Annotated in this window: 8 protein-coding genes; 2 read left to right on the top strand and 6 right to left on the bottom strand. The window is 52.5% G+C overall.

Annotation, left to right across the window (positions count from 1 at the left end; translation table 11 throughout):
• Positions 1-166 precede the first annotated feature (166 nt).
• The gene (locus LLG96_06965) at positions 167-1618 is read left to right on the top strand and encodes a neutral/alkaline non-lysosomal ceramidase N-terminal domain-containing protein (protein MCE5249945.1); all 1452 of its coding nucleotides are present in this window, start codon (positions 167-169) and stop codon (positions 1616-1618) included.
• 758 nt (positions 1619-2376) lie between these two features.
• On the opposite strand, the gene LLG96_06960 is transcribed toward LLG96_06965, so the two are convergent.
• From LLG96_06960 to LLG96_06935, 6 genes are all read right to left on the bottom strand, one after another.
• Positions 2377-3561 (bottom strand): alanine--glyoxylate aminotransferase family protein, encoded by a 1185-nt coding sequence (locus tag LLG96_06960; GenBank protein ID MCE5249944.1) that lies wholly within the window; start codon positions 3559-3561, stop codon positions 2377-2379.
• Positions 3562-4238: 677 nt separating this feature from the next.
• Positions 4239-4382 (bottom strand): hypothetical protein, encoded by a 144-nt coding sequence (locus LLG96_06955; protein ID MCE5249943.1) that lies wholly within the window; start codon positions 4380-4382, stop codon positions 4239-4241.
• A gap of 277 nt (positions 4383-4659) precedes the next feature.
• Positions 4660-5805 carry a Gfo/Idh/MocA family oxidoreductase gene (locus tag LLG96_06950; protein ID MCE5249942.1) on the bottom strand — a complete coding sequence of 382 codons (1146 nt, stop codon included), beginning with the start codon at positions 5803-5805 and terminating at the stop codon, positions 4660-4662.
• A gap of 178 nt (positions 5806-5983) precedes the next feature.
• Entirely contained in the window at positions 5984-7051 is a 1068-nt protein-coding gene (locus LLG96_06945; GenBank protein MCE5249941.1) for a hypothetical protein, read from the bottom strand.
• A gap of 125 nt (positions 7052-7176) precedes the next feature.
• Positions 7177-8289, bottom strand: coding sequence for a hypothetical protein (locus LLG96_06940; GenBank protein ID MCE5249940.1), 1113 nt, complete (start codon positions 8287-8289; stop codon positions 7177-7179).
• 439 nt (positions 8290-8728) lie between these two features.
• Positions 8729-9817: a PKD domain-containing protein gene (locus LLG96_06935; protein MCE5249939.1), complete on the bottom strand. Its 1089-nt coding sequence runs from the start codon at positions 9815-9817 to the stop codon at positions 8729-8731.
• A gap of 256 nt (positions 9818-10073) precedes the next feature.
• Here LLG96_06935 and LLG96_06930 point away from each other — a divergent pair, with 256 nt between their 5' ends.
• Positions 10074-13010, top strand: a complete 2937-nt coding sequence (locus LLG96_06930) for a hypothetical protein (GenBank protein ID MCE5249938.1) — start codon at positions 10074-10076, stop codon at positions 13008-13010.
• Positions 13011-13211 lie beyond the last annotated feature (201 nt).

Below are 13211 nucleotides of genomic sequence, written 5' to 3'. Positions count from 1 at the left end.
TTAATCGGGAATCCATATCGACTGCATACATTTTTCAGATAAAACAAAATATTGCATGAATTATTTTTCTTCGTGTTCTCCGTGTCTCCGTGGTGAAATATGTTACGATATTTTCAGATAAATCTGTTTTAGAATCGCTCATTTACATGAAGGAGGTTGTACGGATATGCGCAGGAAATTTACGACGTTTCATTGTATTGCTGTATCGGGATTGGCTGCGGTACTTGCAGTGCTGCTGTTCCTGACAGCCGGATGTTCACAGCAGGAAGTCCCGAAAGTCAGGGTCGGAATGGCCGAAACGATTATCACGCCGCCTGTCGGGGTACCGATGGCGGGATATGCCCGTCCTGATGTGTCGAAGGGTGTTCATGACGACCTATTCGCCCGGAGCCTCGTTATCGAGGGCGCCGATGGCAACACCGCCGTTCTCATGACCCTGGGAATCATCAACACACCGCGCGATCTGCTCGAAAAGATCCGTAAGGGTATCAACGAACAGACCAAAATTCCCGAAGATCACATCGTTATCAGCGCGACTCATACTCATTCCGGTCCCGATATTGGCGGAGCCGGAGACGACTACAAGAAACTGCTTGTCGACCGCTCGGTCGAAAGCGGTGTAACCGCATGGAAGAACCGTGTGCCCGGCCGTATCGGAACCGGCGCCACCGTGGTTCTCGAGCTCGGCAGGAACGACCGCAGGATGCAGTACGGTGGCCTTCATCCCGATCCCGGGACGGGGATCATTAAAGTGGAGGATGCGAAGGGGAAACTTCTCGGAGTCGCATTCAATTACGGCTGTCATCCGTCCGCGCTCAGTCTCCACAACCTCGAATTTACCGAGGACTGGCCCTATTATGCCATCAAGGGTATCAAAGAGGTTGTCGGCCAGAATGTCTGGGTTGCATTCTACCAGTCCGCCCAGGGCGATGCCAAGGTCGGGTATTCCGCCGAGCTTTCAGCGGTCGGCGCCGAGATGCCGGTCCGTAACTTCTGGTATGCCGAGGTCAAGGGCCGTCAGATGAGCGAAGCGGTGCTCAAGGCGCTGCCCTCAATAACGACTGCGGGCGACCCGGTGGTGAAAACCGCCTGTAAATTCACCGATTACCCGCTCAGGGACAGTTATCCCATAACCGCGAAAGAAGCGGAGCGCTTGGACAAACAGGCGCGCGACACACTGGCGGAGATGGAGAAAAAAGCCGATACCATCGGCAAGCGTGTTCTCGACCAGTATCGTGTGAACGTATTTCTTTCCGGTCTTACACTCGGGTGCGCACGGTGGGTTGAGAGCCATCCGAACCCGGCGCCTCTGTCCATGGAACAACAGGCGGTCAGGATCGGCGATACGGTGTTCGTCACCTTCCCGTGCGAGGTATTCACCGAAATCGGCCTCAAGGTCAAACAGCAGTCGCCGGTGAACAAGACGTTCGTTATCGGCCTCACGAGCGGTCACGGCGGTTATATTCCCACTGCCGACGAGTATCTCGAGGGCGGCTATGCGGCGGTGATGACTCATTACAGCCCGAAATGCGAGCAGGTCTGTATCGATGCCTCGCTCGATCTGATCGGTCAGGTCGGGGGCGCCGAAATCAAAAAACCGTCCGACCCGACACGGTAACACAGGCGTTATATACTGGATTGTGTTTGGGAGGGCGGTGAAAAAGTCTCTTTTACACGCGCCCGATGACGAAATATGTTGTTTGTTCGCTGTCAAGGGAATGTAAACATGTTCCCGAATCATTAATCGGGGATCAGCACTATATGCTGACTGGTCATTCCCACAAACCCCGTTGAATTGTATTGTAATACATTGATTATAAATAGAATATATAATTATTGCTGGTGATTTTTAACCCCGTTGAAAAGTCCTGCGGTCACAACCGTTTTTCGGAAAAAGAATGGGTGCTGTCCGAGCGAGCCGAAGGTTCGCGAGTTCACACATTCCCGAAAAACGGGCAGTGAACGGGGGAGAAAGCTTTTCACGGGGTGCCCTTTCCTTGGTTACTTCCTTTGGGCACGCAAAGGAAGTAACATATAAAAAAAGTGTTTTTAAAAAATGGGAGATGGCCATTACGTGCTGACCCTTGACAGCTTTATATCCACACATACATGGTTTTTTTACCACGCTTTTAGAAAAGGAACAAAAGCATTTACGATGTACGATTTCAGTCCCCAATTTATTGCTTCGGCGATTAAACAGTGATATCGGATGACGTCATGCCGAACTTGTTTCGGCATCTATTCCTGCTATTGGTATCATTATTTATCCGCCGGAGCAATAATAGGGGATTGATTTGGGGTAGACAGGCTTTTATAAATCGTAAATCGTACTTCTAAAATCGTAAATCATTTCAATGATAATGAGGGGAGATCGTGTCACATCTCCCCTTTTTCATACACTGACTGAGCGGCGGCGACAGCTTCGCCGGGGCGGATGTCCGCTCCCAGCTCCCGCATGGCGAGTTCGAGCGCCGAGACGGTCGGCATGATATACTCGTACGAGGCGGTCAGGTTCATGTGACCGATGCGGAACATCTTTTCGTAGTACTGTTCGAGACCGCCCGCTGCGAGGACACCGTACCGCTCTTTGAGAATTTTACGAATCGCTCCCTCCTTGATATTTTCCGGCGGGAGGATGGCCGTCGTGGTCGGCGAGGCGATGCTCACATCGGGGAAGAGGCTCAGTCCGAGGTGCGGAAGCGCCGCCCGGAGAGCCGCTGATGATGTGCGGTGACGGCGGAAGCGGGCTTCGAGACCCTCGTCGAGCGCGAGCCGCGCCGCCTCGTCGAGGGCGTAGACGAGGTGTGTGGCCATGGTCATGGGCTGACGGCGGTATTTGAATTTGAGGAGTCCGCCCTTTTCCTTCGGGAACCACATGAGCTTCCACCGGCTCAGATCGAAGAAAAAACTCTGCGGAACGGTCGTGCGGCGGTCGAATATGTCCCACATGCGGTCGCTGACTCCGACCATCGCGAGTCCGGCAAGCGAGCCGATGCATTTCTGGCTGCCGGTGCAGAGGAAATCGATTCCCCAGTCGTCCATCCTGATTTCCGCTCCTCCCGCGGAGCTGACCGCGTCAACGACGCAAATAAGGTTGCGGCGGCGGGCGATTTCCGCTACTGCCTCGATGGGATTGAGTATCCCGGTGGAGGTTTCCGAGTGAACGATGGCCATTGCTCTGAGTCCGGGGGATGATGCCGCCTCGTCGATACTGTTGAGGTCGAGCGGCCTGCCCGGCTCGCTCATGAGTTCGATCACTTCGAGACGGCATCTCCGGGCGATTTCCCTGAGCATGTTCCCGAAAACGCCGTTGTTGATGATGAGAATTTTTTCGCCCGGTTCGAGGGCGGTGGAAAACGACGCCTCGATACCGCCGCGCCCGCTCGCGTTCAGAATAATGACCTGTCCGGCGGTTCCGATGATACGGGCGACACGGTCGGCGGCCCTGTCCATGACCTCGTGAAAACGGCTGTCCCCATGACTGATGGCGGGACGGCACATCGCCTGTATGACCGACGGGTCTACTTCGGTGGGTCCCGGCATCATGAAAAGTTCTCGCATGAATGATTCCCTGTAAATGAATGGTTTACGGTTAATACTTGTTTTCCGCCACGGAGAACACGGAGAAATATTATGTTGTACTAGAACAGGTAAAATATTTCACCGCAATGATTCCAAAAGATGCTGAAAACGGTTCGGCATGACGGCGTTCCCGTCACCCTGAATTTATTTCAGGGTCTATTATGCACTTGCCCCCCTATAATCCATGATTAATTTTTATTGTAATACTTAGCATAACACCCTTTGGAGCTTCCGATTTTTCAACCCCATTGAAAAGCCCCACGGTCACAACCGGTTTTCGGAAATTAAATAGGTGCTGTCCGGAACATCTTCACCTGATCTCCCAAAATCCACGATGTATTGTATTGTATTACATTGATTATAAATAGAATAAATATGATTCTTGCTGGTGTTTTTCAACCCCGTTGAAAAGCCCCGCGGTCACAAGCGTTTTTCGGAAAAAGAATGGGTGCTGTCCGAGCGAGCCGAAGGCTCGTGAGTTCACACATTCCCGAAAAACGGGCCGTGACCGTGGAAACAGGCTTTTCACGGGGTGCCCTTTCCTTGGTTACTTCCTTTGGGCACGCAAAGGAAGTAACATCTAAAAAAAGTGTTCTTAATAATGGTTGATGGCAGGAACATCTTCACCTTATCCCCAAAAATCCACGATGACTATTTTATTGTAATGAATTGATTATAAACAGCATAACACCCTTTGGAGCTTCCGATTTTTCAACCCCGTTGAAAAGCCCCGCGGTCACAACCGGTTTTCGGAAAAAGAATGGGTGCTGTTCGAGCGAGCCGAAGGCTCGTGAGTTCACACATTCCCGAAAAACGGGCCGTGACCGTGGAAACAGGCTTTTCCCGGGGTGCCCTTTCCTTGGTTACTTCCTTTGGGCAAGCAAAGGAAGTAACATCTAAAAGAAGTAACATCTAAAAAAAGTGTTCTTAAAATGGGGGGTTGCCAGCTATTATACACTATTGCTTCACTGAACGCAGCTTGGTATAAAAAGCACTTTTCCCCTTTTTTGTGTTTCCGGTTCCTTCAACGGTGAAAATCACATACTCTTTTATATTCGTAAAGAGATGAAAGCGGTATTACCTGAAAACATCCTTCGGTACCCGTTCCGGCATGACCTCCGGTGCCCGCCATGTCTCCGGAAGCTCCGAGCAGGGAACGAGCGCGCCGTTTTTCACCAGATTTGAATAAAAACCGGTCAGGTATGTCGTCGTTTTTCCCATGATGTGCTCGTATGTCTGGGACATTTTACGGGTCTCGATCAATTTCTGGAATTCTATGACCGTGGGAAGGAAAATGTTCCGGTAACGGGTGAATACCTCCCCCGCATGGTCGTTGGGATCGTAAATCCGGCCTTTTGTGGTGGATATCATCAGCCAGCCGTTGGTATCGGGTTCCTGTGACATCCGTATGGCGACATAATAATCCGGCGCATCGCCTTTGCCTTTGACGAGCCAGTTCATCATGCCTCCCTTGAGCCCCCATTCCCACCATTTCTCCGCATACAGGCTCGCGGCGATGACATCGGGTTCCATGATCGCATAGATGTTGTAAATGCTGTGAACGCCGTGCGCCGGGTATTCCCCGCAGGGTTCGAACGCCATGACACCGGTAATCTGCCCGCCCCCCTCGAGGAGCATCTGAAGGCGGTGACGGGCCTGGACGGTCTCGAACATGTACTCGTCCGAGGATGGCACCAGAATGGGCGCATTGTACTTTTTCGAGCGGTCGATCATCTCCTTCGCCTCTTTGAGGGAGAGCGCGAAGGGACGGTTGATGAGGGTCGGCATTCCCGCTTCGAGGTACGGTTTCGAGAGCTGCGGCCACCATCCCGTCGCATAGTAATCCGACAGTATGACACCGTCCACTTTGTCGACCATGTCGTAGTAATTCTGCGCCACTTTCAGGTTGTACTTCTGAGCGAATGTTTCCGCCGCTTTACGGTCGGGGTCCCAGACCATGGTCATGACCATGCCGCTCTGGCGCGGCCAGTAGGTGCCGTCCTTATCCTCACCGATGGGATTGATGAGCCGTCCCCATATGTCCTCGATGTGGGAATAATAGCCGCAGGTGATGACACCAACCTCGATGAGCCCGGTCGATGAGGGAGTCGGACGTTTGTATGGCGTGCGGGCTGCCGATGCCGATGCTGCCGAACCGATCAGTGCGCTTCCCGCTGCGGCGCCGCTTTTGAGAAACGAACGCCTCGATGGTGTTTTCGGCATATGACAATCTCCTTGTATGAACGGTGAAAAGGTATGTTTTCACACGCCCGTTTATAGTGCTTTGGCGAATAAACAGTGACATCGGATGACGTCATGCCGAACTTGTTTCGGCATCTGTTCCTGCTATTGGTATCATTATTTATCCGCCGGAGCAATAAAATATATTGCCTGATTCCTGTCAATCCTTGAACAGCGAATCATCCAGCCAGCCGGGCATCCAGAGCGGCGGGCTCCAGTCTGCGGGAACCGTCCCGATTTCGACAAACGCGCCCTTACGCTCCACATGGGAATAGTGGGCGGTTATCCAGTTCAGGTGCTTCTTGCGGACGATGTCGAAATCCTGGTAGGTTTTGCCTTCGAGTGTCTTCTGTATGTCGATGAGCTGGGTGCCGAACCGGTAGAAGTAATTCGTGCTCCCCGGCATGCTCGCCACCTCGGTTCCTTCGGTGCCGATGATGGTGATATGGAAGACATAGGGTCCCGGCGCCGAGTGCATCGTACAGAGGTACTGCGGCTGGGCGTCGTTTCCGCCGAACAGGAGCGTCTCCTGAAGATACTGAGGCTTTTTCACATCGTTGGTCATGAGCGAAACCTGCTTCACATCGTACCCGAGTATCTTCGGCATCATATGCTGAATGTGGAAATGGGGGAAATCGCCGCCCGTGCAAGTCGCGGCAACCGATTTTATCTGCCCGACACCCTTGAGCTTGTCGCGGAGGCTTTCCGCCTCGTTGTAATGCTCGTAGGTCGCGGTTGCGATGAGCGGCGCGTTGTTTTTTGCGGCGAGATCGAGCATTTCCTCCATGTCTCTGATACGGTAGGACCAGGGACGGCTCAGGTAGCAGGGCATACCGGCTTTCAGGTAAGGCCGGAACAGCTTGTGCTGCCAGGGAACCTCGTACAGCCCGCCGCAGACGACACCGTCCACCTTCCCGATCATGTCATCGTACTTTTTCACCGCTTCGCAGCCCCATTGGGAAGCAAATTTCTGGGCTTCGGCGAAGTCCTTGTCCCATACGTGCGATAATTCCATATTGAACAGGCTCGTTCCGACTTTTCCCTCCGGAGAGAGAAGATCGGCCCATAATCCCCAGAACGAGTAAGCGACCGCGCCGAAAGCGCCGACCTTCAGCTTACGCTGAGGCATGGCGGGAGCAGCCTCGGCCCGCGTTCCCGCCGCGAGCGCTGCTGCGCCGGCGACCGCGCTTTTTGAAAGAAACGAACGCCGTGATGAATGTCCAGCCATGATATATTCTCCTATATATAATGGTTCATGGTTTGTGGTTCATGGTTTATAGTCTGGTATTCTTTTCCCTTGTGCCTGTCTTTAAGTCTTTCCCCTTCTACCTTGTGCCTTCTGCCTTATGCCTTTCATTTGAACATTGACTCGTCGATCCAGTCGGGTTTGATGAGAGGGGGTTTCCAGTCCGGCGAGACAGTTCCCACTTTGACGGGTGCTCCTCCTTTTTCCTGGTACGAATAATACCCCGTCAGGAATATCTCCGTTTTTTTCCTGATATTTTCGAGCGGTTCGAACAGGGTTCCCTCGAATGTCCGCTGCATCGCGATGATCTGGGGAGCATAACGGTACAGGAGACTGTCCTGCCAGTTTGGACTTCTGACCATGCAGGCGGAGGTCGTGTTTTCGCTTCCCATCACGGTTATCGAGAACGAGTCCTTGTTCGCCACACCCTGGAGCGCGCAGATGAAGGGCGGCTGGCCTTCCCATCCCTTGAACACATAGGTTTCCTGAAGGTACGTGTTCTTCATGTCGCCGTCCGTTATCACCGATACACTGTCGACATCGAAACCGAAAATCTGGAGGAGCATGAACTGGGTATGAAAATGCACCGGGAAGTCCCGCGAATTGCAGGTCGCCAGTACGCCCTGGATGGGGCCGAGGCTGCCGAGCTTGCTTTTGAGGGCCGGGGCTTCGTTGTAATGCTCGTGCTTTGCGGTGGCGAGAATCGGTGTGTTGTGTTTTGCGGCGGCATCGAGTATCTCGTCGATATCGCGGAGACAATAGGCGAACGGCCTGCTGAGATAGGTCGGAATTCCGGCTTCGACATACGGTTTCACGAGCTTGTGCTGCCAGGGAACCTCGTAAAAGCCTCCCATGATGAGGCCGTCGATCTTACCGACCATGTCATCGTATTTTTTAACCGCGGTAGCGCCCATGCGGGTCGCGAATTTCTGCGCGGCTTCGGGATTGACATCCCACACATGGGTGATATCCATGTTGAGGAACGATGTTCCGAAACTTCCCCGCTTGCTGTTGGGTTCCTTGTCGGGCTCGATGATGTCCGACCAGCAGTAGCTCATGAACGAATAATCGCCGACACCCATCGCTCCGATACGGAGCTTGCGGTTGTATACGGGTGCGGCTTCGGACACGGCGGCTCCTGAAAATGACGCGGCTCCCGCAAGTGCGGCGGTTTTCAGAAACGAGCGGCGTCCCGCTGATTCATTGTTTTTTGTAGTCACGTGAGAAATCTCCCTGTTTTTAAACTGAAAACTGTTTTTGTTATTACTCCCATATTTTTCAATAAGATGCCGAATTTTATTACGCCGGTAGTTAATCCGGATTATGTATATAACCCGGATTTATCTGTAAATACATCTGCGGATTCCGGTGCTGAAGCCGCGGTCTGGTGCCGGGAGTCCCCATGATGCAGTCATTCCCGAATCTTTAATCGGGAATCCATATTCATCCGCATATGTTTTTCATTCTTCGTTGTGACTATCTATGGTCATGGGTGTTATTCATGAAAAAATTAACTACGAAGACACAAATTCATATAACATACTATTTGTATTAATATTAGTAATTGTTAATCATTAACACCAATCAAGATATAAATAAAAATCGAATTCCGCGTAAATCCGCGTTCTATTATTATCAATGAATAGATCGTTAATCCCCCTATTTCAGGACCACATCCCATACTTTTGCCAGCCGGTCCTTGCCCTCGGGACCCTCGACAGAGAGAACGACGACATATTCGCCCGGTTTTTCGTACTGATGGATGGGATTCTGTTCCGCGGATGTCGTGCTGTCGCCGAAGTCCCACTTCCACGAGGTAATCGCGCCGTACGAACGATCCTTGAATGCGACGAGACGGCGGTCCATGTCAACGACCGTGAACGACCATTTCGCCTCGATCGGCCGGTGAAAATTCTTTTCGAGCGGCATGAGCCTGAACGCGCAGAGGTCGCTCGCATCGCCGTACATGGTTGTCTTGTGGGAAAGGTTCATGAATGCATCGTACGTGTCCTTGCCGCCGTCGTAATCGAGGATCGACCACGAAAGGCCGATGAGCGAGTTTTCCTCGAGATTGGAAACCACCGAGCGCCCGGGACCCTCGTATGCGGCGTAATCGAACGGTGTGACCCAGAATTCAAGGATGAGTTTTCCGCTCTCGCCGTGCTTGAAATTATACCGGTATGCGGCATTTGCCCAGGGGAGTTCCTTGATCCATGGCTGGCAGCCCCAGACCATGGTCCAGTCCTTGCCCTTTGCCGGTGTGAAAATATGATAATTCTGTGCATGGACGCTGTGAAATTTGAAGTGGAGCTCTTCGACACTGACACGGTCCTTGTTGGGATTCATCTGTTTGATCAGAGGACCGCCCGACAGATCGCCGTCCACCACGATTTCGAAAATATCGTTGCGGAGGTCGGACCGGTCGAAGTCCCAGTAGTCGTCATAGGCTTCATAGAGAAAATAGAGACGGTTGAGTCCCTTGACCCAGCCGACTTTTACTTTGAGGTCGAAATCCTTCGGGTCGAGGTTCGTGCCCATGCCTTTCACCGTGTCCGAAAGCTGGTCGAGACCGATCGCGTAGCTGTCGGGGACAATGTCCCAGTCGCCCGTATCGCCGTCGATCCGCGGAATCATATCGGCGGGGAACTGGAATATCTTGAATTCAACATCCGGCCGTTCGAGCGCCGATATTTCCTGCACTGTCAGCGCAACAAAAGTGAGTATAACCATTGCGAGTGTTTTAACCATGTGTCGCGTTCCCTTTCGTAAGAAGGATTGTCAAGTTATAAAAAATGGTATCACAAACAATTCATCGGGTCAAAACCGAAAATCAATATATGTATTTCGGTGCTGACCTGCAAATACCTGCTGATATGAAACGGGAATTATTTTTTCGGTATACTGTCAGTTACACTTTTTGCCGTGTGCAAGAATTATGTATATTGTGTTCATGGATTTTTCATAAAAACTGTGGTATCTGTCCGCATCGGGATATGGAGTTTTCATGATTTTAAAAGCGAAAAAATATTCGTTGATCGTGATGCTTGGATTTGTGCTCATATTTCATGTACAGGAAGTGAATGCCCGCTACAATCCCGGTGTCAGGTGGCGGACTGTCGGTAATGACCGGTTTACGGTATATTATCCCGAAGGCCGTGAGGCTTTCGCCCGTCGGGTTCTCTCGCTCGGCGATGAAGTCTATGGCGATGTGACCGGATACTTCGGCGTCAGGCCCCGGAAGGTGCCCATTATACTGAACTCCGATACCGATCTGCTGAACGGATTCTATTCCGCGTTCCCAAACCGTATGTCTCTGTTCGAGTCGCCGGGCTCCGATCTCAAATACTTCGGCAGCTCGACAGGCGATGTTATCGATCTGGTGTTTACCCACGAATTCACTCACTTTGTCCATATCACCACCCGGCGCGGATGGTATGGCGCTCTGACAAGGATTCTGGGCGATGGTCTTGCGGTGTCGAACGCTGAATCGCCGGGCTGGGCGCTCGAAGGGATTACGACAAACCTCGAAACGAAATTCACGACAGGCGGTCGGGGGAGAAGTCCCCTGTTCCGGAGCACCGTGCTGTCATATGCCCGCGACCGGAGGCTCTGGGGCATGTCCGCAGCGGGAACCGAGGCGCCGTACAAGCCTCCCGCGGGGAGAATATACCACTCCGGCCTCTTCATGGTCGACTATCTTAACCGGATGTACGGGGAGGACGCCTTTGCACGCCTCAGCAGCCGTCAGGCAGCGCATCCGTTCGGCGGAACAGGGAGCGCGCTCAAGCGGATAACGAAAAAATCGCCCCGGGCTTTCTACAGAGAATACCGGGAAAGCGTTACTTCAATGGCGGACAGTCTCCGTGATGTTGTCGAGTCGAAGGGATTACCCGCCGGTAAGACCGTTATTCCCGCCGGTCTCGATGGCTGCGTGAGTTATTTCTGGACTCCGCAGGGAACCATCATGGCGGTCATGAAAGGATATGACCGGAAAACCATGCTTCTCGAAATGAATCCCGGCACCGGTGAAAAAATCACCGAAACGCCTCTGGGGCGTATGGCCGAAAACGGAATGGTGCGGCGCATGCCCGGTGGACGGCTGGTGTTCGCCGAGGTATATTTCCATCCGCTCGGGCAGGGAGAGCTCGATGTTTCCGATCTTGTCGTGCTCGATCCCGGAACCGGGAACCGTGAGCGTCTGACCCGTGACAGTCATATTGTATCCGCGGACATCTCCCCCGATGGAAAAACGTTCGCAGCTCTCCGCCGTAACGGCATGTGGCTGGACCTCGTCCTGATCGATTCGGATGGTTCCGGCCTCAGGACGCTTGTGTCGGAGAAAGGCTGCCTGTGGGAATCCCCGCGCTGGTCTCCCGATGGGAAAACCATAGCGGTAACCGCCAAAGTCGGTTCGTTGAACACCATCGCTCTTGTCGATCCCCGGAGCGGCTCGGTAACGCCGCTTATCAATCCGGAAGAATACGGATTCGGCGATCCGTCGTATTCACCCGATGGCAGATGGCTTGTGTTTACGTCGTCGAGGGACGGTTTATGGAATATTTTTGCGCTTGATCTGGAAACCAGGCGCCTTTTCCAGCTCACATCTGTCTTTACGGCGGCTCTGGAGCCGGGTGTGTCTCCCGATGGCCGCTCGCTGTCTTTCATGGTTCATTCCGGCGATTTCAGTGAAGTGCGTACAATTCCCTTCGATCCGCAAAACGGCCGCGAGGTCACTTTCGAGAGCGCCGACCGGCTTCCGGAGCCCGACCTTGCCCGTTTGGAACCCGTTGGTGAATTCAAAGGGAATGGCATCCCTTTATGGGAGGCGTACAAACCCTTTATCCATATTCCCTATGCCGGAATTACCGCCGATGAGAAAGGTACACAGGCGGGTCTGTATTTTATGGGATGTGATCCTCTCCTGTTGAATTTCTATGGCGCGGATGTACGGTATGGTCTTGAATCAAACCGTTTCTATTACGATGTCAGCCTTTCGAACCGTTCCTTCTGGCCGATTATCAACGCCCGTCTCTACGATGTATCGAGCGATGTGTCTTTCCTGCGGGACAGTAATGATTTCTGGAACCGCGAGCGCGGGGGAGAGCTCTCGATAAGCCTCGATGTGCTGCACCGCTATGTCCCCGAACTGGTTGCTTCGAGCGTTGATTTAGGCGCGTGCATTCGTAAATTCAGCAGCCTCGAGGATACTGTTTCGATAGATCGCGCCCGTGATTTTTCACCCTCATTTTTCGGCGATGTTACGATTATGAGGTTACCCGATTACGCTCCGAGAGATATGGTTCCCGGATGGGGACAGGCGCTCTTTGTGTACCGTGAACAGGCGGTGAAAGCCTTTCACGGCGAGCTGCCGGGCCATAACCAGGTTGTCGTGGCAAAACAGTATCTTCCGTCACCTTTCAGGCATCACGGATTCGAACTGTCACTTTTGCATCAGGAACAGTCGGGAAGAGTGTATGACAGAAACGTGGGACTTGCCCCCCGCGGATATGAAGATGCTCCTGAGGGAGGCTTAAAGCTCCGGAAAACGCTCACATTCACTATGGAATACCGTTTTCCGCTCATCTACACGGACAGGGGGCTGGGAGTAAACATGCTGCATTTCAATCTCTTACGCGGTTCTTTCTTTACCGATCACGGCGCCGGATGGTCGGATTCGTTCGATCCGGGCGATTGGGGACGGATGGCGCGGACATCGGTCGGTGTCACACTGACAGCACAGATGGATATCATATCGTTTTTTCCGCTTGAAACCGGTGTAGCATGGGGTTATAAAATCCGTGAGAAGGAAAATTTCCTGGAGATGGTTTTCGTGACTCCGATCACCGATATTGCAGGCATGAACCGGTTCCCGAAAAGAATTCTGGGACGTTCCGTGTTTCGATGGATGCCCGGTAGTGCCCCGTTCATGAGGTATCGATAGCAGGAGATAGTAGTCAAACCGCATATTTTTACCTGGCCATTCCCCGAAATCCACAATGAATTGTATTGTAATGAATTGATTATACATAGCATAACACCCTTTGGAGCTTCTGATGTAAAAACCCCATTGAAAAGCCCGTGGAAACAGGCATTTCACAGGGTGCCCTTTCCTTGATTACTTCCTTTGGGCACGCAAAGGAAG

The sequence above is a fragment of the bacterium genome, from assembly GCA_021372535.1.
GTDB lineage: Bacteria > Latescibacterota > Latescibacteria > Latescibacterales > Latescibacteraceae > JAFGMP01.
Note: the sequence above shows the minus strand (reverse complement) of the source record. Positions and strands in the feature narration are given on the sequence as shown.